This window comes from Kineococcus haloalkalitolerans (assembly GCF_050871905.1).
In the GTDB taxonomy this organism is placed as follows: Bacteria; Actinomycetota; Actinomycetes; order Actinomycetales; family Kineococcaceae; genus Kineococcus.
This window is the reverse complement of record NZ_JBJLSH010000002.1, coordinates 124,010-148,634: the sequence shown is the minus strand read 5'-3', so window position 1 is coordinate 148,634 and position 24,625 is coordinate 124,010. Positions and strand designations below refer to the sequence as shown.

General features: G+C 76.3%; 22 protein-coding genes. 15 read left to right on the top strand and 7 right to left on the bottom strand.

From position 1 onward, the window contains the following. Nucleotides 1-12: 12 nt before the first annotated feature. Together ACRYMY_RS01665 and sdhC are read right to left on the bottom strand one after the other, a co-directional pair. Nucleotides 13-513 (bottom strand): succinate dehydrogenase hydrophobic membrane anchor subunit, encoded by a 501-nt coding sequence (locus tag ACRYMY_RS01665; protein ID WP_432545532.1) that lies wholly within the window; start codon nucleotides 511-513, stop codon nucleotides 13-15. 7 nt (nucleotides 514-520) lie between these two features. Then, complete coding sequence (gene sdhC / locus ACRYMY_RS01660; RefSeq protein ID WP_432545531.1) at nucleotides 521-943, bottom strand: succinate dehydrogenase, cytochrome b556 subunit; 423 nt, start codon at nucleotides 941-943, stop codon at nucleotides 521-523. Nucleotides 944-1,256: 313 nt separating this feature from the next. On the opposite strand from sdhC, the gene ACRYMY_RS01655 reads away from it, so the two are divergent. From ACRYMY_RS01655 to ACRYMY_RS01620, 8 genes are read left to right on the top strand one after another with little or no spacing between them, the layout of a single operon-like run. Then, on the top strand, nucleotides 1,257-2,483 hold the full coding sequence (locus ACRYMY_RS01655; RefSeq protein ID WP_432545530.1) for a mannose-1-phosphate guanylyltransferase: 1,227 nt from the start codon (nucleotides 1,257-1,259) through the stop codon (nucleotides 2,481-2,483). Further along, nucleotides 2,473-3,732, top strand: a complete 1,260-nt coding sequence (locus ACRYMY_RS01650; RefSeq protein ID WP_432545529.1) for an amidohydrolase — start codon at nucleotides 2,473-2,475, stop codon at nucleotides 3,730-3,732. Before ACRYMY_RS01655 ends, ACRYMY_RS01650 begins: the two co-directional genes overlap by 11 nt. A 37-nt stretch (nucleotides 3,733-3,769) precedes the next feature. Next, nucleotides 3,770-4,858: a BMP family lipoprotein gene (locus tag ACRYMY_RS01645; protein WP_432545528.1), complete on the top strand. Its 1,089-nt coding sequence runs from the start codon at nucleotides 3,770-3,772 to the stop codon at nucleotides 4,856-4,858. Between the two features lie 58 nt (nucleotides 4,859-4,916). Continuing rightward, entirely contained in the window at nucleotides 4,917-6,494 is a 1,578-nt protein-coding gene (locus ACRYMY_RS01640) for an ABC transporter ATP-binding protein (protein WP_432545527.1), read from the top strand. Continuing rightward, nucleotides 6,491-7,708 carry an ABC transporter permease gene (locus ACRYMY_RS01635; protein ID WP_432545526.1) on the top strand — a complete coding sequence of 406 codons (1,218 nt, stop codon included), beginning with the start codon at nucleotides 6,491-6,493 and terminating at the stop codon, nucleotides 7,706-7,708. The genes ACRYMY_RS01640 and ACRYMY_RS01635 overlap by 4 nt, the downstream gene beginning before the upstream one ends. Continuing rightward, complete coding sequence (locus ACRYMY_RS01630) at nucleotides 7,705-9,012, top strand: ABC transporter permease (RefSeq protein WP_432545525.1); 1,308 nt, start codon at nucleotides 7,705-7,707, stop codon at nucleotides 9,010-9,012. The genes ACRYMY_RS01635 and ACRYMY_RS01630 overlap by 4 nt, the downstream gene beginning before the upstream one ends. Further along, a complete protein-coding gene (locus ACRYMY_RS01625; protein WP_432545524.1) occupies nucleotides 9,009-9,437 on the top strand; it encodes a cytidine deaminase in 429 nt (142 codons plus the stop codon). Before ACRYMY_RS01630 ends, ACRYMY_RS01625 begins: the two co-directional genes overlap by 4 nt. Before the next feature lie 6 nt (nucleotides 9,438-9,443). Next, a complete protein-coding gene (locus ACRYMY_RS01620; protein WP_432545523.1) occupies nucleotides 9,444-10,745 on the top strand; it encodes a thymidine phosphorylase in 1,302 nt (433 codons plus the stop codon). Between the two features lie 66 nt (nucleotides 10,746-10,811). Here ACRYMY_RS01620 and ACRYMY_RS01615 read toward each other — a convergent pair whose 3' ends face one another. Then, a complete protein-coding gene (locus ACRYMY_RS01615) occupies nucleotides 10,812-11,387 on the bottom strand; it encodes a hypothetical protein (RefSeq protein WP_432545522.1) in 576 nt (191 codons plus the stop codon). Nucleotides 11,388-11,489: 102 nt separating this feature from the next. On the opposite strand from ACRYMY_RS01615, the gene ACRYMY_RS01610 reads away from it, so the two are divergent. Beyond that, nucleotides 11,490-12,560 (top strand): adenosine deaminase, encoded by a 1,071-nt coding sequence (locus tag ACRYMY_RS01610; RefSeq protein ID WP_432545580.1) that lies wholly within the window; start codon nucleotides 11,490-11,492, stop codon nucleotides 12,558-12,560. Nucleotides 12,561-12,593: 33 nt separating this feature from the next. Here the strand turns inward: ACRYMY_RS01610 and rsgA are convergent, their stop codons facing one another. From rsgA to ACRYMY_RS01595, 3 genes are all read right to left on the bottom strand, one after another. Then, nucleotides 12,594-13,595 (bottom strand): ribosome small subunit-dependent GTPase A, encoded by a 1,002-nt coding sequence (gene rsgA, locus ACRYMY_RS01605; protein ID WP_432545521.1) that lies wholly within the window; start codon nucleotides 13,593-13,595, stop codon nucleotides 12,594-12,596. 181 nt (nucleotides 13,596-13,776) lie between these two features. Continuing rightward, nucleotides 13,777-14,574, bottom strand: coding sequence for an aldehyde dehydrogenase family protein (locus ACRYMY_RS01600; RefSeq protein WP_432545520.1), 798 nt, complete (start codon nucleotides 14,572-14,574; stop codon nucleotides 13,777-13,779). Beyond that, nucleotides 14,571-15,938 (bottom strand): aldehyde dehydrogenase family protein, encoded by a 1,368-nt coding sequence (locus tag ACRYMY_RS01595; RefSeq protein ID WP_432545519.1) that lies wholly within the window; start codon nucleotides 15,936-15,938, stop codon nucleotides 14,571-14,573. The genes ACRYMY_RS01600 and ACRYMY_RS01595 overlap by 4 nt, the downstream gene beginning before the upstream one ends. A gap of 75 nt (nucleotides 15,939-16,013) precedes the next feature. Between ACRYMY_RS01595 and ACRYMY_RS01590 the strand changes: the two genes are divergently transcribed. From ACRYMY_RS01590 to ACRYMY_RS01580, 3 genes are all read left to right on the top strand, one after another. Then, a complete protein-coding gene (locus tag ACRYMY_RS01590; protein ID WP_432545518.1) occupies nucleotides 16,014-17,582 on the top strand; it encodes a PHP domain-containing protein in 1,569 nt (522 codons plus the stop codon). Nucleotides 17,583-17,617: 35 nt separating this feature from the next. Then, nucleotides 17,618-18,079 carry an anthrone oxygenase family protein gene (locus ACRYMY_RS01585; RefSeq protein WP_432545517.1) on the top strand — a complete coding sequence of 154 codons (462 nt, stop codon included), beginning with the start codon at nucleotides 17,618-17,620 and terminating at the stop codon, nucleotides 18,077-18,079. Nucleotides 18,080-18,184: 105 nt separating this feature from the next. Next, nucleotides 18,185-19,666, top strand: a complete 1,482-nt coding sequence (locus ACRYMY_RS01580; protein ID WP_432545516.1) for a hypothetical protein — start codon at nucleotides 18,185-18,187, stop codon at nucleotides 19,664-19,666. A gap of 131 nt (nucleotides 19,667-19,797) precedes the next feature. On the opposite strand, the gene ACRYMY_RS01575 is transcribed toward ACRYMY_RS01580, so the two are convergent. After that, a complete protein-coding gene (locus tag ACRYMY_RS01575; protein WP_432545515.1) occupies nucleotides 19,798-21,516 on the bottom strand; it encodes a phospho-sugar mutase in 1,719 nt (572 codons plus the stop codon). A gap of 58 nt (nucleotides 21,517-21,574) precedes the next feature. On the opposite strand from ACRYMY_RS01575, the gene ACRYMY_RS01570 reads away from it, so the two are divergent. The 3 genes from ACRYMY_RS01570 (at nucleotide 21,575) to ACRYMY_RS01560 (ending at nucleotide 24,602) form a co-directional block, all read left to right on the top strand. After that, complete coding sequence (locus ACRYMY_RS01570) at nucleotides 21,575-22,618, top strand: CobW family GTP-binding protein (RefSeq protein ID WP_432545514.1); 1,044 nt, start codon at nucleotides 21,575-21,577, stop codon at nucleotides 22,616-22,618. A gap of 152 nt (nucleotides 22,619-22,770) precedes the next feature. Beyond that, nucleotides 22,771-23,793 carry an ATP-binding cassette domain-containing protein gene (locus ACRYMY_RS01565; protein ID WP_432545513.1) on the top strand — a complete coding sequence of 341 codons (1,023 nt, stop codon included), beginning with the start codon at nucleotides 22,771-22,773 and terminating at the stop codon, nucleotides 23,791-23,793. Then, a complete protein-coding gene (locus ACRYMY_RS01560) occupies nucleotides 23,790-24,602 on the top strand; it encodes an ABC transporter permease (RefSeq protein ID WP_432545512.1) in 813 nt (270 codons plus the stop codon). Before ACRYMY_RS01565 ends, ACRYMY_RS01560 begins: the two co-directional genes overlap by 4 nt. The last annotated feature ends 23 nt before the right edge of the window (nucleotides 24,603-24,625 follow it).

Genomic DNA, 24,625 nt, shown 5'->3' with positions numbered 1-24,625 from the left:
CCTCCCGCTCGGTCAGTTGGTCACGCTGGGCACGTTCTCGCTCCCCGCGAGGCAGACCTCGAGGGTGGAGTTCGGGTCCGCGCAGGGGTCGAAGGTGAAGATCACGAGGGTGCCGACGACGAGGACGACCACCGTCGCGGTGTAGAGCGCCATCTTCAGCCAGAAGCGCGTGGCGTCGCGCTCGGCGTAGTCGTTGATGATCGTCCGCACGCCGTTGGTGCCGTGCAGCTGCGCCAGCCACAGCATCATCAGGTCCCAGACCTGCCAGAACGGGCTGGCCCACTTGCCGGCCACGAACGCCCAGGTGATCTGGGAGATGCCCTCGCCCATCATCAGGTTGACGAACAGGTGCCCGAAGACGAGCACGACGAGGAGGAGCCCGGACATGCGCTGGAAGAGCCAGCCGTAGAGCTCCCAGTTGGTGCGGGTGGCCCGGCTGCGCCTGTACGGGGCGCGGGGCGCCTCCAGGGCCGGGGCGTACGCCCCGCCGGGGGTCTGCTCGGGTGCGCTCATCGGGTCCTCACTCGCCGAAGACGTGCATCAGGTGGCGGACGGCGAAGGGGACCATCAGGGCGAACCACAGGCCCACGACGCCCCAGAACATCTTCCGGTGGTGGACGGTGCCCTTGCTCCAGAAGTCGACGAGCATGATCCGGATCCCGTTGAGCGCGTGGAACACCACGGCGCCCACGAGCCCGAGCTCGCCGATGCCCATGACCGGGTTCTTGTACTGGGCGATCACCGCGTCGTACACCTCGGGCGAGATCCGCACCGTCGCGGTGTCCAGCACGTGCACGAACAGGAAGAAGAAGATCAGCACCCCGGAGATGCGGTGCATGACCCACGACCACATGCCCTCGCGGCCGCGGTACAGGGTGCCTGCCGGCTTGAGGCCGCCGCTGGGGGCGGCTCCCTGGCCGGGCGGGGTGAGGCTCGTGGCCACCGGCGTCCTCCTCAGGTCCACGGACGTCGGTCCGTGCGCCCAGGAGGCGGCGCGCAGGCTTCGGCGTCCTGCCCTCCATCGTAGGCGCGCGGTGACGGGACGCCCCGTCCCGGGAGGCGTGCGCGGAGGTTTTGTGACGAAGGACTCACGGGCAGGTGAAGGCCTCAGGGAAGCCTACCCTCAGCAGCTCCCGAGCGGTGGTGGCCCGCCCCGTCCGGCGGCGCCCGGACGGGTGGTCGCCGGCCCGTCCGGGCGCCCCCGGTGACGCGGGTGGACGGTGCCGGCGGGCCCCCGGCCGGTAGGTTCGCGCCCCATGGGGGAGACCACCACCGGGACGGGCGGGGCCGCGGGCGCGAGCGCGGGCGGGACGGGCGCGGGGCAGGCCCCCGGGACGCCGTGGACCTGGACGGGCGACGAGGCCGAGGAGGGGCTCGTCGACCTCAGCGACTTCCACGCCGTCGTGCCCGCCGGCGGCGCCGGCACCCGGCTGTGGCCGCTCTCGCGCAGCGACCGCCCCAAGTTCCTGCTCGACCTCACCGGGCGCGGGCGCACCCTGCTGCAGTCCACCTGGGACCGGCTGCTGCCGCTGACCGACGCCTCGCGCACCTGGGTGGTCACCGGCCGCGCCCACGCCGACGCCGTGGCCGCCCAGCTGCCCGACCTGCCGGTCGACCACGTCCTGCGCGAGCCGGCCCAGCGCGACTCCGCCGCCGCGATCGGCCTGGCGGCCGCCGTCCTCGTGCGGCGCGACCCCGACGCCGTCCTCGGCTCCTTCGCCGCCGACCAGATCATCTCCGGCCGCGACGACTTCGAGGGCGCCGTCGAGGAGGCCGTCGTGACGGCCCGGCGCGGCTTCGTCGTCACCATCGGCATCGCCCCCTCCCACCCGGCCACCGGCTTCGGCTACATCCGGCTGGGCAAGCGGCTGCGGCTGCAGGGCGCCCCCAACGCCCGCCGCGTGCTGCAGTTCAAGGAGAAGCCCGACGCCCGCACCGCGGCGGCCTACCTGTCCACCGGCGACTACCGCTGGAACGGCGGCATGTTCGTCGCCCGCGCCGACGTCCTGCTGGAGGTGCTGGCCGAGCAGGTGCCGGCCCTGCACGCCGGCCTGGTGCGCATCGCGGAGGCCTGGGACGGGCCCGAGCGCGACGCCGTGCTGGAGGAGGAGTGGGCGCGGCTGCCCGCCATCGCCATCGACCACGCCGTGGCCGAGCCGGCCGCCGAGGCCGGCCGGGTGGCCGTCGTGCCGGCCACCTTCGGCTGGGACGACGTCGGCGACTTCTCCTCGCTGGCCGAGCTGCTGCCCGCCGACGTCGACCGTCCCCGCGTCCTCGGCGACCCCGACCTGGTCATCACCGAGGGCGTCGCCGGCGGGGTCGTCGTCCCCGGCGGCGACCGCGTCGTGGCCCTGCTGGGCGTGGACGACATCGTCGTGGTCGACACCCCCGACGCGCTGCTGGTCACCACGCGGGCGCGCGCGCAGGAGGTCAAGAAGCTGGTCGCCCGCGCCAAGGAGGCCGGCCGCGCCGATGTCCTCTGACGCCCCACCCGAGCGCGGGGCCGCCCGGCCGCCGCTGGCGGCGCTGGTGGAGCGGCACCTGCCGGCCGTGCGCGCCCTGCGCCGCGACGTGCACGCCCACCCCGAGCTCAGCCGCGCCGAGCACCGCACCACCGACGCGGTCGCGCGGCTGCTGGAGGGCGCCGGGCTGGCGGTGCGCCGGCTGCCCGGCACCGGCCTGGTCGCCGACGTCCTGCCGGGCCCGGGCGGGGTCGACGATCGGGTGGTGGCGCTGCGCGGGGACTGCGACGCCCTGCCGCTGCGGGAGACGACGGGCCTGCCGCACGCCTCCACGGTCGACGGCGTCGCCCACGCGTGCGGGCACGACGTGCACACCGCCGTGCTGGCCGGCTGCGGGCTCGTCCTGGCCGACGTCGCGCGCGCCGGGGCGCTGCGGCACACCGTGCGCCTGGTCCTGCAGCCGGCGGAGGAGGTCATGCCCGGCGGGGCGCTGGACGTCGTCGGCGCGGGCGTGGTCGACGACGTGTCGGCCATCTACGGCCTGCACTGCGACCCCAGCCTCGACGTCGGCACGGTGGGCCTGAAGGCGGGCCCCATCACCTCCGCCTCCGACCACGTCACCGTCCGGCTGTTCGGACCCGGCGGGCACACCTCGCGCCCGCACCTGGCCGGCGACCTCGTGTTCGCCCTCGGGCAGGTCGTCACGCAGCTGCCCGCGGTGCTGGCCCGGCGGGTGGACCCGCGCGCGGGCGTGAACCTCACCTGGGGGTCGGTGCACGCCGGCGGCGCGCCCAACGCCGTGCCCAGCGAGGGACTGGCCGCGGGCACGCTGCGCTGCATGGAGACCGAGGCGTGGCAGCACGCCGGCGAGCTCGTCGAGGACGTCGTCGCCGACCTGGTGCGCCCCTACGCCGTGCGCGCCGAGGTGACCCTGGTGCGCGGGGTGCCGCCGGTGGACAACGACGTGCGCGCCACGGCCGCGCTGGAGCAGGCCGCGCGCGCCGAGCTGGGCGACGACGCGGTGCTGCCCACCCGCCAGTCGCTGGGCGGGGAGGACTTCGCCTGGTACCTGCACCACGTGCCCGGGGCGATGGTCCGGCTGGGCACCCGCACCCCCGGCGGGCCGACGTACGACCTGCACCGCGGCGACTACGCCCCGGACGAGGACTGCCTCGGGCCGGGTGTCCTCGTGATGGCCGCCACTGCCTGCTCGGAGCGGGCTGTGCTGGGCGATGTGACCACTACGATGGCGCAGCGATCGTCGAACTGACGACCGGACGACCAGGACGACCTGGAGGATCCCCCTCATGCGCAAGTTCTCCCGCCTCGCCCCGGCCGCGGCCGTCGGTGTCGCGGCGCTGCTGCTGGCCTCCTGCGGCGAGCGCCCCGACGACACGCAGGGCGCCGGTGAGGCCACCGGCGGCGGCGAGTCGTTCAAGGCCTGCATGGTGCTCGACACCGGCGGCGTCGACGACCGCTCGTTCAACCAGTCGTCCTGGGCCGGGTTCACCGAGGCCCAGCAGCAGAACCCCGACATCGAGATCGACTACACGCCGTCGGCCGACGACACGCAGTACACGCCGAACCTGCAGGCGTACGTCACCGAGGGCTGCGACACGATCGTCGGCGTCGGCGGCCTGATGGCCGACGACATGGCCGAGGTCGCCGCGGCGAACCCCGAGCAGAGCTTCGCCGAGATCGACTCCTCCTCGGGCGCCGACAACGTCTACGGCATCCAGTACAACACCGTCGAGGCCGCCTTCCTGGGCGGCTACCTGGCGGCCGGGATGACGCAGTCCGGTGTCGTCGGCACCTGGGGCGGCCTGCCGATCCCGCCCGTGACGATCTTCATGGACGGTTTCGCCAAGGGCGTGCAGTACCACAACGAGCAGAAGGGCACCGACGTCCGCGTGCTGGGCTGGGACCCGGCCAACGCGAGCGGCGGCACCTTCGCCAACAGCTTCACCGACCAGGCCGCGGGCCGCTCCATCACCGAGACGTTCGCCGCGCAGGGCGCCGACATCGTCATGCCGGTGGCCGGGCAGGCCGGCCTCGGCGCCGGTGCCGCCGCGCAGGCCGCGGGCGGGTCGCTGAACCTCATCTGGGTGGACACCGACGGCTGCGAGAGCGCCGCCGACTACTGCCAGTACTTCATCTCCTCGGTGACGAAGAACCTCACCGGCTCGGTGCGCGACTACGTCCTCGCGGCCGCCGAGGGCGAGCCGCCGACCGGCACGTACGTCGGCACGCTGGAGAACGACGGCGTCGGGCTGGCCCCGTTCAACCAGTTCGACGCCCAGGTGCCCGACGAGCTGAAGACCGAGCTGGACGAGGTCCGCCAGGGCATCGTCGACGGCAGCGTCACCATCGACTCGGAGTTCGCCGTCACCGGCTGAGACCGGCCGGCAGCAGCACCGCACAGCACGAGCACACGACGAGGGGACCGGAGCGCACGTGGAGCTGGAACTCCGGGGGATCACCAAGCGCTTCGGTGCCCTCGTCGCCAACGACGGCATCGACCTCACGGTCCGGGAGGGCGAGATCCACGCCCTCCTGGGCGAGAACGGCGCCGGCAAGAGCACGCTGATGAACGTCCTGTACGGCCTGCACCAGCCCGACGAGGGCGAGGTGCTCGTCGACGGGGTGCCGCAGCGGTTCTCCTCCCCGGGCGACGCGATGGCCGCCGGGATCGGCATGGTGCACCAGCACTTCATGCTCGTGCCCACGTTCACGGCCACCGAGAACATCGTCCTGGGCGCCGAGCTGACCAGCGGCGGCGGTCTCCTGGACCGCCGCCGCGCCCGCCGGCGGGTCGTGGAGACCTCCGAGCGGTTCGGCCTGGCCGTCCCGCCCGACGCGCTGGTGGCCGACCTCGCGGTCGGCGTGCAGCAGCGCGTGGAGATCGTCAAGGCGCTGCTGCGGGACGCGAAGGTCCTCGTCCTCGACGAGCCCACGGCCGTCCTGACGCCCGCCGAGACCGACGACCTCATGCGCGTCATGCGCGAGCTCGCCGACGCGGGGACCTCCATCGTGTTCATCACGCACAAGCTGCGCGAGGTGCGCGCGGTCGCCGACCGCATCACCGTCATCCGCCGCGGCAGGGTGGTCGGCGAGGCGCTGCCCAGCGCCTCCGCCGAGGAGCTGGCCGCCCTCATGGTCGGCCGCGACGTGCGCCTGACCGTCGCCAAGGAACCCGCCCGCCCGGGCGCGCCGGTCCTGGAGGTCAGCGACCTGCGCGTCACCGACGCCGCCGGCACCGTCCTCGTCGACGACGTGTCGCTGCAGGTGCGCGCCGGGGAGGTGCTGGCCGTGGCGGGCGTCGACGGCAACGGCCAGACCGAGCTGACCCGCGCGATCGTCGGCCTGCAGCGGCCCGGGAGCGGCTCGGTGCGCATCGGCGGTCGCGAGACGGCCGGGATGTCGGTGCGCCAGGTCCTCGACCTCGGCGTCGGGTACGTGCCGGAGGACCGCACCCACGACGGGCTCGTCGGCTCCTTCTCCATCGCCGAGAACCTCGTGCTCGACCTCGTCGACTCGCCCGGCTTCTCCTCCGGGCCGTCGGTGGACCGCGCCGCGGTGCGCCGCAACGCCGAGGAGCGCGTGCGCGAGTTCGACATCCGCACCCCGTCGGCCGAGGCGCCCGTCTCGACGCTGTCGGGCGGCAACCAGCAGAAGGTCGTCCTGGCGCGCGAGATGTCCCGCCCGCTGGACCTGCTCGTCGTCGCCCAGCCCACCCGTGGCGTGGACGTCGGCAGCCAGGAGTTCGTCCACCAGCGCATCGTCGCCGAGCGCGACCGCGGCGCCGCCGTCGTCCTGGTCTCCACCGAGCTGGACGAGGTGCGCGCCCTCGCCGACCGCATCGTCGTCCTCTACCGGGGCCGGATCGCCGGCGAGGTCGCCCCCGACGCCAGCCAGGAGGAGATCGGCCTGCTGATGGCCGGCGCCCGCCGCGCCGACGCCACCGACGACACCGCCGGTCCCGCCGGCGTCCCCGGCACCACCGACGCGCCCAGCCAGGGAGGCACCGCGTGAGCACCACCGCACCGGCCGCGCAGCCGGCGCAGGCCCCGCCCGAGCGGCGGCGCCGGCGCACCGGCGGCGGCTGGCTGGTGACGGCCTGCGCCGTCCTGGCCGCCCTCGTCGTCGGCGCCCTGCTCATCGCCGTGGGCGACGAGCGCACCCGCGCCGCCGCCGGGTACTTCTTCTCCTACCCGTGGGACACGTTCACCGAGGCTTGGTACGCCGTCCGCGACGCCTACCTCGCCCTGTTCCAGGGCGCCGTCTACAGCCCGAACCTGTCCGGGCGCGGGGCGCTCGGGCCGATCTCGGAGACCCTCGTCAACGCGACCCCGCTGATCCTGGCCGGGCTCGGTGTCGCGCTGTCGTTCCGGGTCGGGCTGTTCAACATCGGCGCGCAGGGGCAGATCGTGCTCGGCGCGATCGTCGCCGCCTGGGTCGGGTTCACCTGGCAGCTGCCCGTCGGGCTGCACCTGCTGGTCGCGGTGGTCGGCGGCCTGCTCGGCGGGACGCTGTGGGGCGGGATCGTCGGCTGGCTCAAGGCCCGCACCGGCGCCCACGAGGTCATCACGACGATCATGCTGAACTACGTCGCGCTGAACCTGCTGAACTTCCTGCTCACCCAGCGCGGCTTCCAGCGCCCGCCCTACGGGCAGGCCATCTCCGAGGCCGTCGCGGACACGGCCCGGCTGCCGCTGCTGCTCGGCTCCCCGCTGCGCGTGCACCTGGGCCTCTTCCTGGCCCTGCTGGCCGCGGTCGCCGTGTGGTGGCTGTTCAGCCGCTCCCGCCTCGGGTTCCGGCTGCGCGCCGTCGGCGCCAACCCCGACGCCGCCCGCACCGCGGGCATGGACGTCGGACGGCTGCAGGTCGTCGCGATGGGCCTGGCCGGCGGCCTGGCCGGCCTGGCCGGCGCCTCGCAGGTGCTCGGCGTCACCGGCAGCGTCACCGGCAGCGTCGCCGGCACCGTCGGCTTCGACGCCATCACCGTCGCCCTGCTGGGGCGCAACAACCCGTACGGCGTCATCGCCGCCGGCCTGCTGTTCGGCGGCCTGCGCGCGGGAGGGGTGCAGATGCAGGCGTCCACGGGCGTGCCCGTCGACCTGGTCGGGGTCCTGCAGGCGATGATCGTGCTGTTCATCGCCGCGCCCGCGCTGGTCCGCTCGGTGTTCCGGATCCGCGCCGGCGGGTCCGGCGTCGGCAGCGAGCTGGCCGGGGGGTGGACGCGGTGAGCGCCGCCGCGCCCGAGGTGCGCCCCGAGGCCGTCGTCGTCCACGACGTCGTCGAGCCCGTCGTCAGCCTGCGCACCCGCGTCGTCACCGGCGCCGTCCTGGTCGTCGTCGGCCTCGTCGCCGTCCTCGGCTGGGGCCTGGGGTCCGGCAGTGGCGACGCCACGTTCCGCTTCGGCGGCGGCGCGGCGGTCGCCCTGCCCGACCTGACCGTGCCCGGCGTCGTCACCCCCGTCCTGCTGGGGGCCGTCGTCGTCGCGCTGGGCCTGTGGCAGCTGGCCCGCGGGTTCCGCGCCAAGCGCACCCCGGTCCTCATCGCCGTCACCCTGTTCTGCTTCGTCGTGGCGTTCCTGTGCTGGGCGATGAGCGGTGGCGACCGCGGCGGCGGCTCCCTGGACGTCGTGCAGCTGCTGCAGTCCACGGTGTTCCTGGCCACCCCGCTCATCCTCGGGGCGATGGCCGGCGTGCTGGGGGAGCGCAGCGGTGTCGTCAACGTCGCCATCGAGGGGCAGATGCTCACCGGCGCGTTCGCCGGGGCCCTCGTCGGCTCGCTGGCCGGGCTGGCCTCCGGGATCGTCGGCGCCGTCGTGTCCGGCATGGTCGTCGGCGCGCTGCTGGCGGTGTTCGCCATCCGCTACCGCGTCAACCAGGTCATCCTCGGCGTCGTCCTCAACGCGGCCGCCCTCGGGTTCACCGGCTGGGCGTACAAGGCCGTCATGCAGACCGACACCGCCCGGTACAACTCCCCGGGCGTGCTGCAGCGCCTGCCCGTGCCCGTGCTCAGCGACATCCCGGTGATCGGGCCGCTGCTGTTCGACGCCAACGTCGTCGTCTACGTCATGTACGTGCTGATCATCGCGCTGCAGGTGGTGCTGTTCCGCACCCGCTGGGGGCTGCGCACCCGCGCCGTCGGCGAGCACCCCAAGGCCGCCGCCACCCTCGGCATCGGCGTGCAGCGCGTGCGCTACACCAACGTCGTCGTCGCCGGCGGCATGGCCGGCCTGGCCGGGGCGTACCTGTCGATCGGCACCATCGGCCCCTTCACCGAGAACATGTCCGCCGGCAAGGGGTTCATCGCCCTGGCCGCCGTCATCTTCGGGCGCTGGAGCCCCAAGGGCGCCCTCGGCGCCGCCCTGCTGTTCGGGTTCTTCAACGCCCTGCAGACCCTCGTCGGCATCCTGCCCACGCCGGGGCTGGTGCCCTCCAGCTTCCTGGCGATGCTGCCGTACCTGGCGACGATCCTCGCCGTGGCCGGGTTCGTCGGACGGGTCCGACCGCCCGCCGCCAGCGGGGAGCCCTACCCGTGACCGGCGGCACCGGGCCCGCGGGCGCGCCCGACTTCGAGGCGCTGCGCGCGGCGGCCCGCGAGGCCCTCGCCCACGCCTACGTGCCCTACTCGCGCTTCCCCGTCGGCGCGGCCGCGCTCGTCGACGACGGCCGCGTCGTCACCGGGTGCAACGTCGAGAACGCCTCCTACGGCGTCACGCTGTGCGCCGAGTGCACCCTCGTCGGGCAGCTGCGGATGAGCGGCGGCGGGCGCCTCGTCGCGTTCGCCTGCGTCGACGGCGCCGGCGGCGTCCTCATGCCGTGCGGGCGCTGCCGGCAGCTGCTGTGGGAGTTCGGCGGCCCCGACCTGCTCGTCGACACCCCCCGCGGCGTGCGGCCCATGACCGACGTGCTGCCCGACGCCTTCGGCCCGCACGACCTCACCGACCCCTCCCGGAAGGCCTGATCCGCCGTGACGTCCCCGACCCCCGCGCCGCAGCGCTTCGCCGCCGTCGACGTCATCCGCACCAAGCGCGACCGCGGCGAGCTGTCCGGCGAGCAGATCGACTGGGTCGTCGACGCCTACACGCGCGGGGAGGTCGCCGAGGAGCAGATGTCGGCGCTGGCGATGGCCGTCCTGCTCAACGGGATGACCCGCGCCGAGGTCAGCCGGTGGACGTCCGCGATGATCGCCAGCGGCGCGCGCCTCGACTTCACCGACCTGCCCCGCCCCAGCGTCGACAAGCACTCCACCGGCGGCGTGGGGGACAAGACCACCCTGCCGCTGGCGCCCCTCGTGGCCGCCTGCGGCGCGGCCGTCCCGCAGCTGTCCGGCCGCGGCCTCGGGCACACCGGCGGCACCCTGGACAAGCTGGAGGCGGTCCCCGGCTGGCGGGCGTCGCTGAGCCTGGAGGAGGTGCGCCGCCAGCTCGTCGAGGTCGGCGCCGTCATCTGCGCCGCCACCGGCGACCTCGCCCCCGCTGACAAGAAGCTGTACGCGCTGCGCGACGTCACCGGCACCGTCGAGGCCGTCCCCCTCATCGCCAGCTCCATCATGAGCAAGAAGATCGCCGAGGGCACCAGCGCGCTCGTCCTCGACGTCAAGACCGGCTCCGGCGCCTTCATGAAGGACCTGGAGCTCTCGCGCGAGCTGGCCCGGACGATGGTCGACCTGGGCACCGACGCGGGCGTGCGCACCACCGCCGTCATCACCGACATGTCCACCCCGCTGGGCCGCACCGCCGGCAACGCGCTGGAGGTGCGCGAGTCCGTGGAGGTCCTCGCCGGCGGCGGGCCCGCCGACCTGGTGGAGGTCACCCTCGTGCTGGCGCGGGAGATGCTCGCCTCGGTCGGCCTCGACGCCGTCGACCCGGCCGACGCGCTGGCCGACGGGCGTGCCATGGACGCCTGGCGGCGGATGATCGCCGCGCAGGGCGGCGACCCGGACGCGGCCCTGCCCACCGCCCGGCACACCCACGACGTCGTCGCCGACGCCGACGGCTACCTGGACGTCGACGCGATGGCCGTCGGGGTCGCGGCGTGGCGGCTGGGCGCCGGGCGCTCGCGCCGCGAGGAGGCCGTGCAGGCCGGCGCCGGGGTCGAGCTGCACGCGGTGCGCGGGGACAGCGTGCGCGCCGGGCAGCGGCTGCTCACCCTGCACACCGACACCCCGGAGCGCTTCGAGTGGGCGCTGCAGGCGCTGGAGGGCGGGCTGCCCGTCACCGCCGAGGCCCCCGCCGTCCCGCCGCTGGTGCACGAGCGGATCTCGTCCTGACGCAGCACTGCCCGACACAGCAGCGCCGCCCCCGCGGACGGGGGCGGCGGTGCGGACGGGCCGGCGTCAGGGCAGGAGGCGGCCCAGGACGCCCTTGACGGTGGCACCCGCCCGGTAGGACTGGGTCAGCGCCGCGTTGCACACGATGTTGCCGCCGGCCAGGACGGGGATCGCGAACTGCACGACGCGCTGGCGCTCCTGCCAGCGGGCCACCTCCGGCGGCGTCGCCGAGGACGGGCGCGTCGCGTCGTGCACGTCCACCGTCTCCCCGCGCCCGGCGGCCTCCTCCGCGGCCCGCGCGATCCGCGCGCCGGCGTAGGAGGCGTAGGCGGTGGCCGCCGCCCCGGCCAGCACGAAGCCGACCTTCAGCGCGCCGACCGTCCCGTAGCCCTGCTGCAGCGCGATGCGCTGGCTGCTCGACCTCGTCAGCTGCGAGCCGGTCAGCAGCACGGCGCCGATGCCCGCCCACTCCACGGGGGCGAACCGCTTCCACGCCGAGCCCGCGACGCGGACCTTGTCGAGGCCGTCGCGCAGGTCGCTGCCGGACTTGTTCACCCCCGCGATGCCCATGACGGCGCCGCCGAACCACAGCGCGGAGCTGAGGTCGTGCACGGCCTGGGTGAAGGTGCGGTCGTCGCTCACGGTGTCCTCCGGTGATCGGGTGCTCGTCCCCGTCGCCCTACCCCGTGCTGCGCGCCCCACACGCAGGGTTGGCAGGATGGGCCGGTGAGCACGCTCGAGCTGATGCGCCGTCTGCCCAAGGTCTCCCTGCACGACCACCTCGACGGGGGCCTGCGCCCGTCGACGATGGTGGAGATCGCCTCCGCGACCGGTCACACCCTGCCGACCAGCGACCCCGACGAGCTGGGTGCCTGGTTCTACGAGGCCGCCAACTCCGGGTCGCTCGTGCGCTACCTGGAGACCTTCGACCACACCGTCGCCGTCATGCAGGACGCGGAGTCCCTGGCCCGCGTCGCCGAGGAGGCCGTCCTCGACCTGGCCGCCGACGGCGTCGTGCACGCGGAGCTGCGCTACGCCCCCGAGCAGCACCTGGCCGGCGGCCTGACCCTCGACGAGGTCGTCGTCGCGGTGCAGGAGGGCATCGACCGCGGGCGGAGCCGGGCCGCGGAGTCCGGCACCCGCATCAGCGCCGGGCAGCTGGTCACCGCCATGCGGCACGCCGACCGCGGCCTGGAGATCGCCGACCTGGCGCTGCGGCACCGCGACGAGGGCGTCCTCGGCTTCGACATCGCCGGCGCCGAGCTGGGCTTCCCGCCCTCGCGGCACGTGGAGGCCTTCGACCGCCTGCACGCGGCGAACTTCCCCGTCACCATCCACGCCGGCGAGGCCGACGGCCCCGCGAGCATCGCCGACGCCGTCCACACGTGCGGCGCGCAGCGCATCGGGCACGGCGTGCGGATCGTCGAGGACATCCAGGCCGGTGAGGGCACCGACCGCTTCGGCATGCCGAACGCGACCCTCGGCCGGCTGGCCCGCTGGGTGCGCGACCGCGGCGTCCCGCTGGAGCTGGCGCCCTCCAGCAACGTGCAGACCGGCGCCGCGGAGTCCGTCGAGACGCACCCGGTCACGCTGCTGAAGGACCTCGGGTTCAAGGTGACGGTCAACACCGACAACCGGCTGGTCTCGCGCACCTCGCTGTCGCGGGAGTTCGCCCTCCTCGTCGACGGCGCCGGCTGGGGCGTGGACGACGTGCGCCGCGCCACCCTCACCGCGCTGGAGGCCTCGTTCCTGCCCTACGAGGAGCGCCTGGCACTGGCTGCCGACGTGGTGCGCCCCGGCTACGACGCCGTCTGACGCCGTCTGACGCCGCGTCTGACGAGGCGCGGCTCAGGGCCGGGCGCCGCGGGCGCGCTGGGCGCGCGCGACCGCCTTCCAGCGGCGGGCGCGCTCGGCGCGCAGGCGGGCGTCGGTGCGGGATGCGAAGAACTCCCGCTCGCGCTCCAGCCGGCGCAGGCTGACCAGCCGGCGCCCGTCGAGCACGCCGGCGTCCACGGCCGCCGCGACGGCGCACCCCGGCTCGCCGTCGTGGCGGCAGTCGGCGAAGCGGCAGTCCACCGCGAGGTCCTCCACGTCGGAGAACGTCCGCTCCAGGCCCTCGTCCAGGTCGCCGACCCCGACGCCGCGCAGGCCCGGGGTGTCCAGCAGCACCAGACCGCCGCCCAGGGGCACCAGCTCGCGGGTGACGGTGGTGTGCCGCCCGCGCCCGTCGGCCGCCCGCACCGCGTCGGTGGCCATCACCGGCTCCCCGGCCAGGGCGTTGACCAGCGTGGACTTGCCGGCGCCGGAGGAGCCCAGCAGGACGACCGTCCCGGCGAGGGCGGCGCGCAGCTGCTCCAGACCCTGCCCGGTCGCGGCGCTGACGGCGAGGACGTCGACGCCGGGTGCGGCCGCCTCCAGCCCGTCGAGGCGGGCCGCCGGGTCGGCGACGAGGTCCGCCTTGGCGAGCACGAGCAGCGGCCGGGCACCGGAACCCCAGGCGAGCGCGACGAAGCGCTCCACGCGCGCGGTGGTGGTGCGGCTGTCGGGGGCCACGACGACGGCGACGGTGTCGACGTTGGCGGCCAGCGCCTGCTCGTGGGAGGCCCCGCCCACGGCCGCGCGGGCCAGCAGGGTGCGCCGGGGCAGCAGGCGCACCAGGCGGTGCTCGCGCACGACGGCCCAGTCGCCGGTGACGGGGTCGGCGTCGCGCGCGGTCGCCACCCGCGCCGCGCCGTCGGCGGTGGCGACGTCGCAGGCGCCGCGGTGCACGCGGACGACGCGCGCGAGGTCGCCGTCCGGGGGGTCGGGCTCGGCCGCCGTGCGGCCGAGGTCGCTCAGGAGGTCGGGCACGCGCCGACGCTAGGCCGCCCCCCGCGCGCTGCTCCACGCCTTTTCCGGCCCGCACCCGCCTCCCGCCTCCCACCGTGGTCTCGCTGGGAAACCCCCCAAGACCACGGTGGGGGACCACCCGGCGGTGGTCGTGGACGGGCGGAGGTGCGACCGCCCGTGATCACGGCGGGGGAGGGGTGGGTCAGGCGGTGTCGGGCAGGTCGGGGCCGGTGCGGAAGGGGCGCACGCGCTCGGCGTCGGGCAGGTCCTCGGGGCGCCGGCGGTCGGTGGCGTCCGCGGCCGCCGCGTCCCCGGTCTCCTCCGGCAGGCGTTCCTCGGCCGGGTCGTCCTCGTGCAGGGCGGCGACGGGGCAGCCGGCCGCGGCGGCGGCCGTGCGGTAGGCGGCCGCGTCGCCCGGGTCGGCCCAGCGCACGTCGACCAGCTCGACGGCCGCGGCCAGCTCGCGCGGGGCGGCGCGGGCGGCGTCGACGACGCCGAGCAGCCCGGGGGAGACCTCCTCGGCGACGGCCCGCACGAGCGCGTCGGCGGCCGTGCCGGTCCCCGGCGGGCGCACGAGGACGGCGCCGGCGCCCGCGGCCAGCACCGGGGCGACGGCGCGCACGGGGGCGAGCAGGACGTCGCCGCGGGGCACGACGACGCCCACGACGGCGGCCGGGCCGGGACGCCCGACCCCGAGCAGGTGCAGCTTGTCGGCCCAGCCCGCCCAGCGGACCAGCTCGTCCAGCGCCGCGTCGACACCGCCCAGGGCCTCGGACACGCGCGCGCCCTGCTGGCGGCGCACCTCGTCGACGAGCTCGGCGCGCCGCTGCTCCAGCGCGGCGGCCACCGCCAGCAGGGCCCGGCCGCGGCGCACGGGCGCGGTGGCCCGCCACGCGCGCGCGGCCCGCAGCGCCGCCCCGGCGGCCAGCAGCAGCTCCTGCCCGTCGCCGGCCGACGGGCGCACCAGCGGGACGGGGACCCGGCCCCGCGCCCCGCTCACGAGGAGACGGCGCGCAGCAGGCGCAGCGCGTCGGCGGCGTCGTCGTCGGCGGCCGGGCCGCCCAGGCCGACGGCGCGGGGCGCGGCCGCGCCGAGCACGCGCAGCGCGCGCCGGGCGTCGCCGCCCCACACGGCCAGGTGGGTCGTGCCGGCCAGCAGGGGCGCCACGTCGTCGTCACCGGTGACGACCCGCACGCCCAGCACCGGCCCGGCGGGCGGGACGGGGGCGCGCCGGCCCAGCGGCACGAGCGTCGGCAGGACCCACCAGCCGCCGGCGGGCAGGTCGTCGGGCAGCGCGGCGCGGCGCCCGCGCAGGGCGCGCGCCCGGTGGTGCACGTCGGCGGCGGGGCAGGGGCCGACGTCGGTGGCGCGGTCCAGGGGGTGCCCGACGCGCAGGGCGGCCAGGCCCTCCTGCAGCCGCTCGGTGAGCCGGTCGGCGAGGGCGGCGACGACGAGGACCCGCGAGCCGCCGGGACGTGCGGGTGCGCCGCCGCGGACGGTGTCCAGCAGGGCCTCGGCCACGTCCTCCACGTCGGCGCCGTCGAGGACGACGTCGACGCCGGTCGCGTCGGCCCGCTGGTGCAGGGGGCGGCCCAGCTCGGCGAGGGCGACGGCCAGCTCGCGCAGCTCCTCGGCACCGCCGTCGGCGTGGGCGGCGAGGACGTCCTCGTGGGTCAGCAGGGCCTTGTCGGCGCCGGGGGCGGTGCCGGGCACGACGCTGACGAGGTCGGCGGGCAGGCCGGCGGTGCGCACGGCCCCGGCGAGCAGCAGCGCCAGCGGGGCGGCCTCGGGGGTGGGGCGCAGGACGACGCCCAAGCCGACGCCGAGGGCCCCGGTGACGGCGGCGGCCAGCGCGGCGGGCGGGGTGCGCCAGGAGGAGCGCAGGACGACGGCGCCGCCGCGGCGGGCGCCCAGCCCGACGGCGGGCAGCTTGTCGGCCCACCCGGCGGCGGAGAAGGCGGCGTCGACGAGGCGGGCGGCGTCGGCGTGCAGGGCGGCGGCGACGGGGCGGCCGCTGACGAGGGCGCTGGTCAGGCCGACGGGGCGGGCGCGGGCCTCCAGCTCGGCGGCCAGGACGTACAGCCAGCGGGCGCGGTCCTCCTGCGCCAGCCACGCCCAGTCGCCGCGGGCGACGCGGGCGGTGGTGCTCGCGGCGACGGCCGCGGTCTGCGGGCCGGCGTCCTCCACCCGCAGCAGCGGCTCGCCGGTGGCGGGGTCGGGCACGTCGAGCAGCGCCCCGCCGGTGGCGCCGCCGTGGGAGGCGACGGTGGCGTGGCAGACCTCGGGCAGGCCCGCGTCGGAGGCGTCCTCCAGCCGGCGGTGGCGCGGGACACGCCGCACCGCTACCGGTGATGGAGTCGTCACGTTCAGTAGCGTACTGGCTGCGTGCAGGCCCGGACAGGTGAACGGCGCGACGCGGTGGGCTGGCAGGGTGGCGTCGTGCACCCCCACGGCGCCCCCGGCGACACCCACGGAGCCCACACCCACGGGGTCCCGCTCCCGGCGGACGTCCCCGTCACCGACGGCGACGAGCGCGGCTTCGCCTGGTACGCGGGCGACCACCACATCCACACCACGTTCTCCCGCGACGCGATGTACACCGTCGACGACCAGGTGCGCCGCGGGCACCAGCACGGCCTGGACTGGATGGTCATCACCGACCACGGCGGCCCCGACCACTCCAAGCAGTCCGTGGCCCTGCAGACCCCGCTCATCGCCGAGGCCCGCCGGCGCCACCCCGTCCTGGTCTTCCAGGGCATGGAGTGGAACATCCCCGGCGCCGAGCACGCCACGTTCATCGCCCCCGACCACGAGCGCACCCCCGAGCTGCTGCAGGAGTTCGAGCGGCGCTTCGACGGCGACGTCGTCGCCGCCCTGCAGAACCCCGACGGCCCGCGCCTCGTCGAGCACTCCGTCGAGGGCGGCCCCGCCGCCGAGCAGCTCGGCCTCGACGCGGTCGCCTGGCTCGTCGACCAGATCGCCCGCGGCACCGTCGACGAGGCGCTCGTGCTGTCCAACCACCCCATGCGCACCGGCCGCGTCTCCCCCTCGAAGGTCCGCGGCTGGCGCGACGCCGCGCCCGGGGTGTTCGTCGGCTGGGAGGGCGCGCCCGGCCACCAGGCCGCCGCGCTGCCGGCGCCGCTGGGCCGCGGCCGCGGTCGAGGCCAGTACGACGAGCGCCCCGGCCGCTGGTCGTTCCCCGGCTACGACCTGGAGCAGTACCGCACCTGGGGCGGTTTCGACGCCGCGACCGCGCGGATGGGCGGCCTGTGGGACTCCCTGCTCGCCGAGGGCCTGCCCTGGTGGATCACCGCGAACTCCGACAACCACTTCGACCACGGCGACACCGTGCGCGTCGGGCACCTGGACCGCGAGCACTACCTGCGCCACGGCCACCGCGGAGACCCCGTCGACACCGGCGTCGTGCAGCACGGCTATGTCGACTTCGCGCCCGGCGCCTACAGCCGCACGGTCGTCGGGGCCGTGCGCCGCGACTACCGCTCGGTGATGGCCGCGCTGCGCGAGGGCCGCGTGTTCGTCGTGCACGGCGGGCTGGTGGCGGCCGTCGAGGCGCGCGTGCGGCCCGGCGGCGAGGGGCCCGGCGTCACGTTCGGCGCGCGCACCAGCGTCCGCCGCGGCGGCGACGTCGAGGTCGAGCTGCTCGTCGACCCCGCCACCGAGCCGAACGGGTCCGGGCAGGTGCCGCGCTCGGCGCGCTGGGACGTCATCGTGGGCACCGTCACCGGCCGGGTCCGCGACCGCGACCTGTGGGAGGCCCCGGGCACCCGCGTCGTGGAGAGCTTCGAGGTGAGCGCCCGGGCGGTGGGCCGGCAGCGGTTCACCACCACGCTGCGCGGGGTCGCCGACCCGCTGTACGTGCGATTCCGCGGCAGCGACGGCAGGCACGCCCGCCCCGACGGGCACCCCGAGGTGGACCGCATCGGCGACTCCGACCCCTGGGACGACCTGTGGTGCTACACGAACCCGGTGTTCGTCGACGTCGAGTGAGCCGTCGTCCGGGCGCGGTGGGGCAGGATCACCGCGTGGACACCACCCGGGCGCTCGCGCGGGCGCACGCCGCCGCCACCGCCGCCCTGACCGCCGCGATCGTCCCCGAGCCGTTCGGCCGCCGGCGCCGCGCGGCGGGGTTCGCCGAGTACGTGCGCCACCAGCAGCGCGCGGACGCCGTGATGCGCCGACTGGCCCCCGCGCTGTCGGTGGCCGCGGCCGGCACCGGCCTGGCCGCCGCCGCGGCGCAGCTGCGCAGCGACCCGGGGGCGTCGGCGTGGCGCACGGGCTCGGCGCTGGCCGTCGCCGGTGCCGTGGTCCTCACCGTCCGCGTGCACGTCCCGGTCAACCGGCGGCTGCGGTCCTGGTCGCCGGACGCGGAGGTCCCCGGCTGGCGCGGGCAGCGCAGCCGGTGGGAGCGGGCGCACGTCGCCCGGCGCGCCCTCGTCGTCCTCGCGGCGGCGTGCACGGCGGTGGCCGCGACCCGGCGGCGCTGACCTGCCGGGCACCTGCGCGAAAACCCCTGCGCGCGGCGGCCGGGAGTGGGAGCGTCCTGGCGCGGGGCGATGACGTCCCGCGGGGGTCTCCGGGGGGAGAAGCTCGTGCGCAAGCGTTCCGCGTTCGTCCGCGCCACCACCGCGTCCGTCGCGGCGGGGCTGGTCCTGGCCACCGCGCCACCGGCCTCGGCGGCCGTGACCGACCTGACGCTGACGGCCAGCTGCGTCGTCGGCCAGCCGGGGTTCGTCGCCTCGTTCACGCAGGACGGGTCGGCGTCCGCCCTGCAGCGGCAGGGCGACGCGCCCGTCGCCGTCGCGGTCGACGCCCGGCCCGGCCCGGTCCGCGTCCACGTGCCGGCACCGTCGCTGGGCAGGGCGTGGGACCTGCTCGACGGCGGCAGCCGCGTCCTGGCCACCGCGCGCGCCGCCGACCGCGGCTGCGACGGGTGGCCGTCGGCCGGTGCCTACCTGGCCTCCGGCGACGCGTCGCCGGACGCGCCGCAGTCGCTGTCCGGCCTGGCCCAGCGGCCGGTCGTCACGCCCGACGGCACGCAGGTGTTCCGGGCGGCGAACGGCTCGTTCGTCCTGCCGCCGCGGGAGAACGGGCACGTCGTGCGCGGCGCGATCCACGACCGGTGGCTGGCCGAGGGCGGCCCCGCGAGCCGGCTCGGCCTGCCCACGACCAGCGAGTTCGGCGTCACCACCCTCGACGGGTACTACACGCGCTTCCACGGCGGCACCGTCTACTTCAGCGCCGCCGGGGGAGCGCGCGCGGTCCGCGGGGCCATCGCCCAGGGGTACGCCTCCCGCGACTTCGAGCGCGGGACCGGTCTGCCGCTCACCGAGGAGTTCGGGCCGCTGCTGCGCGGCGGTTACGGCCAGCACTTCACCCGCGGCTCGCTGTACTGGAGCCCCGGCAGCGGGGTCTGGCGGGTGCAGGGTGCGATCCGCGACCGCTGGGCGGGGATGGGCTGGGAACGCTCCGTCCTCGGCTACCCCGTCAGCGACGAGCAGCCCGTGCTGCGCGGCGGCTTCGGGCGCGTGCAGCACTTCCAGGGCGGGTCGGTGTACTGGCGCGCCGAGACCGGCGCGCACCCCGTGCGCGGTGCCGTGCGCGACACCTTCGACCGGCTGCGCGGGCCGAACGGCTTCCTCGGGATGCCCGTCGGGGCGGAGTTCGGGCCCCTGGCCGGCGGCGGGTACGGGCAGCACTTCACGGAGGGGTCGGTGTACTGGAGCCCCGCCACGGGCGGGCACTCCGTGCTGGAGACCGGTGACATCCGCGCCCGGTGGGCCGAGCTGGGGTGGGAGCGCGGGATCGGCTACCCGACCTCGGACACGTTCGTGGGCCTGCGCGAGCAGTGGAAGGGCCAGCACTTCGAGCGCGGCTCGCTCTACAGCCGCTCGTTCCTCGGCGACCCGGCGCCGGTCTTCCTCGTGCAGGGGCTGATCCGCGACCTGTGGGGGCAGCTGGGCTGGGAGAACGGCGAGTACGGCTACCCGACCAGCCAGGAGTACGCCGTGCCCGGCGGCCGGCGCCAGGACTTCGAGGGCGGGTCCCTCACCGCCCTGGACCTGCGCCCCTGACCCCGTCCCGCCTCCCTCCGCTCGGCCCCCACCCTCCCTCCGCCTCGCCCCTCCCGCCGTGATCTCGCTGGGAAACCCTGCAAGACCACGGCGAGGAGGGGCGGGGAGTCGGCGACGAGGGGGGGGCCGGGTCAGGCCAGGCCGGTGGCGGCGCGCACGTCGACGCGCACGGCCTCCAGGCGCTCCGCAGCCGCGCTCCGCGCCGCGGCCAGGCCGTCGGCGGTCCCGCCCGGCACGGGCTCGACCACCTCGCAGTACGCCTTGAGCTTCGGCTCCGTCCCGCTGGGGCGCACCACGACGCGGGTGCCGTCGGCCGTGCGCCAGCGCACCCCGTCGGTCGGCGGCAGGCCGTCCACGCTCGCGGTGAGGTCCTCCACGCTCGTCACCGGCGAACCGGCCAGCGACGCCGGGGGCTCGGCCCGCAGCCGCGCCATCGCCCGCCCGATGAGCGAGAGGTCGTCCACCCGCACCGTCACCGGCGCCGTGGCGTGCACGCCGTGCGCGAGCGCCAGCTCGTCCAGCGCGTCGGCCAGCGCGCCGCCGGCGGCCCGGGCGCGCGCGGCCAGCCGGGCCACGACGAGCGCCGTGGAGATCCCGTCCTTGTCGCGCACCACGTCCGGGGCCACGCAGTAGCCGATGGCCTCCTCGTAGCCGAAGTCCAGCCCCGGCACGCGCGCGATCCACTTGAACCCCGTCAGGGCGGGGGAGAACGTCGCGCCGTGCGCGGCGGCGATGCGCGCCAGCATCCCCGAGCTGACCACCGAGCAGGCCAGCACGCCGCCCGGGCGGGCCAGCCGCTCGCCCAGCACCCAGCCCAGCTCGTCGCCGCTGAGCGCGCGCCAGGAACCGCCGTCGGGCACCGCGACGCAGCAGCGGTCCGCGTCCGGGTCGACGGCCAGCACCAGGTCCGCGCCCACGTCGGCGGCCAGCGCCAGCGCGCGGTCCAGCGCGCCGGGCTCCTCGGGGTTGGGGAACGCCACGGTCGGGAACGCCGGGTCGGGCTCGGCCTGCTCGGCGACCTCGTGCACGTCGGTGGTCCCGCTGCGGCGCAGCGCCTCGCGCAGCACCGCCGACCCGACGCCGTGCAGCGCGGTGACGACGACGCGCGGCCCCGGACCGTCGGCGGGCACGTCCGGCACCAGCCGCTCCCCGGCCGCGACGACCGCCGCCAGGTAGTCCTCGACGACGTCCTCGCCCAGCACCCGCCAGCCGCCCGCCGCGCGCGGCACGTCGCGCACGTGCCGGACGGCGGCGATGCGCGCGGCGATCTCCGCGTCGGCCGGCGGGACGATCTGCACGCCGCGGCCCTCCTCGGGCGCGACCCGCCCGCCCAGGTAGACCTTGTAGCCGTTGTCCTGGGGCGGGTTGTGGCTGGCGGTGACCATCACGCCGGCGTCGGCGCCCAGGTGCCGCACCGCGAACGCGAGCACGGGCGTGGGCAGGGGCCGCGGCAGCAGCAGCACCTCGCAGCCGGCGGCGGTCAGCACGGCCGCGGAGTCGTCGGCGAAGTCGCGCGAGCGGTGCCGGGCGTCCAGGCCGACGACCACCCGCGGCCGCTCGGCGCGCTGCACCAGCCACGCCCCCAGCCCCGCGGCGGCGCGCTGCACGACCGCGCGGTTCATCCGGTGCTCGCCGGCGCCCAGGGCCCCGCGCAGCCCCGCGGTGCCGAACTCCAGCGGCGCGGAGAAGCGGTCCGCCAGGTCGGCGACGGCCGCCGCGTCCCCGCGCGCGGCCGCGTCCAGGACGCCCCGCAGCTCGGCGCGGTCGCGCTCGTCGGGGTCGTCGTCGATCCACGCCTCGGCGCGCCGCCGCAGGTCGTCGGGCAGGTCGCGGGCTGCTGCGGTGTCCACGCGCGCGACCCTACGGCCCCCGGGCGCGGGCGGGCCGCGGCTGCTGCACCCTGGGGGCGTGCCCCCCGCCCCGGTCCCCGTCGTCGTGCTCGCGGGCTTCCTCGGCGCGGGGAAGACCACCGTGCTCAACCAGCTGCTGCGCTCGGCCGCCGACGTGCGGCTGGGGGTCCTCGTCAACGACTTCGGGGCCGTCGGCGTGGACGCGCTGCTGGTCGCCGGGCAGGCCGGCAGCACCGTCTCCCTGGAGAACGGCTGCCTGTGCTGCAGCACCGACGACGGCGGCGTGGAGGAGCTGCTGGGGCGGCTGCTGGCGCAGGGGCGGCGCGACGGCGACGGCCTGGACGCCGTCGTCGTCGAGGCCAGCGGCGTCGCCGAGCCGGGGCAGATGGTGCGCCGGGTCCTCACCTGCGGCGTGCCGGGGGTGGAGTACGGCGGCCTGGTCGTCGTGGTCGACGCGGTGGAGTTCGAGGCGGCGCTGGTGCGGCACCCGCGGCTGGCCGACCACGTCGCGGCCGCCGACGTCGTGCTGCTGAGCAAGACCGACCTCGTCGACGCGGCGGCCGCCCGCCGGGTCGCGGCGCGCTGCCGGGAGCTGAACCGGTGGGCGCCCGTCGTGCCCGCCGCCCGCGGCCGCGTCGACCCGCGGCTGCTGTTCGACGAGCGCCCGCCCGTCCAGCGCCAGCTCGCCCTCGGCGAGGTCCTGGACGAGGACCACGACGGCGACCACGACGACGACCACCACGACCACCTGCACGCCCTGTACGAGAGCGTGTCCTTCCGCAGCGAGGCCCCGCTGGACCCGCGGGCGCTCCTCGCCTGGCTGGACGCGCGCCCGCCCGGGGTCTTCCGGGTCAAGGGGGTGCTGCGCTTCGCCGTCCGCGGGCACGAGCAGCGCTTCGTCCTGCACACCGTCGGCGCGGCCGTCCGCTTCGAGCGGACCGCGTGGCCGGACGGCGCGCCGCGGCGCAGCGAGCTGGTGCTCATCGGCGCCGGCCTGGACGCGGGGGCGCTGCTGGAGGGCCTGCGCGCCTGCGCCCACGAGGGGCCGCCGCTGGAGGACGAGCTGGTGATGATGGGCGTCCTGCGCAGCACCGAGGACTGAGCCCGGCCCCCGCGCACCGATGAGTCCGCCCGCCCGCGGCGGTCCACCAGGGCGTGGAGGACACGGCGCAGCAGCGCGAGCGGGAGCAGCGGTCGGGAACGGCGCGGCAATGGGGGAGCGGAGTGTCGGCCCCCGTCCCTAGGGTCGGTGGCATGGCGGAGCGCACGAGGGACCACGCGGTCCTCGCGAGGGGTCTGGTCAAGCGGTACGGGGAGGTCACGGCGGTCGCGGGCGTCGACCTGGAGGTGCCCACCGGCACCGTCCTGGCGCTGCTCGGGCCCAACGGGGCGGGCAAGACGACCACGGTGCGGATGCTGACGACGTTGCTGGTGCCCGACGAGGGCACCGTCGAGGTCGCGGGCGTCGACGTGGTCGCCGACCCGCGCGCGGCCCGGGAGCGGATCGGGCTGTCCGGGCAGTACGCGGCCGTCGACGAGAACCTCACCGGGTTCGAGAACCTCGACATGGTCGGGCGCCTGTACCACCTGGGGCGGCGCCGCTCGCGCGAGCGCGCGTGGGAGCTGCTGGAGCAGTTCCGGCTGACCGACGCGGCCAAGCGGGTCGCCAAGACGTACTCCGGCGGCATGCGCCGCCGCCTCGACCTGGCCGGTGCGCTCGTCGCGCAGCCGCCGGTGCTGTTCCTGGACGAGCCGACCACGGGCCTGGACCCGCGCAGCCGCAACGACATGTGGGACCTGCTGACCGGGATGGTCGCGGGCGGCACGACGCTGCTGCTGACGACGCAGTACCTGGAGGAGGCCGAGCGCCTCGCCGACGACATCGTCGTCATCGACCACGGGCGCGTCATCGCCCGCGGCACGGCCGACGACCTGAAGACCGACGTGGGCGGGCAGCGCGTGGAGGTGGTCGTCGCCACCGACGCCGAGGTCGACGTCGCCGCGGGCGTGCTGCGCGAGGTCGCGGTGGGCGAGCTGCAGGTGGAGCGCCGGGCGCGGCGCCTGACCGCGCCGGTGACCGCCGGCACGCGCGTGCTCGTGGACGTCCTGCGCCGGCTGGAGGAGGTGGGCACGGTCCCGCTGGACGCCGGGCTGCGCCGCCCGACGCTGGACGACGTGTTCCTGACGCTGACGGGCAAGCCCGCGGAGGAGGTGGCCGGCGAGGACGACCAGCCGGCGTCGCAGAAGGCCTCGAAGAAGGAGGGGGTGCGCTCGTGAACGGCCTGGCCACGGTGGTCAACGACAGCTCGGTGATCGCCAAGCGGAACATCCTGAAGATCACGAGGATCCCCGACCTGCTGGTCGGCACCCTCATCTCGCCGATCATGTTCATCCTGCTGTTCGGCTACGTCTTCGGCGGCGCGATCGGCACCCCCGGGGGCGGCTCGGCGGCCGACTACCGCGAGTTCCTGGTCCCGGGCATCTTCGCCCAGACCGTCATCTTCGGCGCCACCGTCACCGGCGCCGGGATCGCCGACGACATGCAGAAGGGCATCATCGAGCGGTTCCGCTCGCTGCCCATGACGCAGTCCGCGGTCCTGGTGGGGCGCACGGCCTCCGACGTCATCCTCAACGTCATCGTCATCGTCATCATGTCGCTGACGGGCCTGGTCATCGGCTGGCGGATCCGCACCTCGTTCCTGGACGCGCTGGTCGGTTTCGCGCTGCTGCTGCTGTTCGCGTACGCGGTCTCGTGGGTGATGGGCTTGCTGGGGCTGCTCATCCGCACGCCCGAGGCGTTCAACAACCTGACGTTCCTCACCATCTTCCCGCTGACGTTCATCACCAACGCGTTCGTGCCGCTGGAGACGTTCCCCGGCCCGCTGAAGGTGGTCGCGCAGTGGAACCCGGTGTCCACGCTGGTGCAGGGCGCGCGCGAGCGGTTCGGCAACGTGCCGCCGGGCACGGAGCTGGGCAGCTGGTCGCTGCAGAACGCCGAGCTGTACACGCTGCTGTGGATCGCGCTGGTCCTCGTGGTGTTCGTGCCGCTCGCCACGCGGCAGTACAAGCGGGCCGCCGCCCGCTGACGGCCCGCTGACCGACCACGACG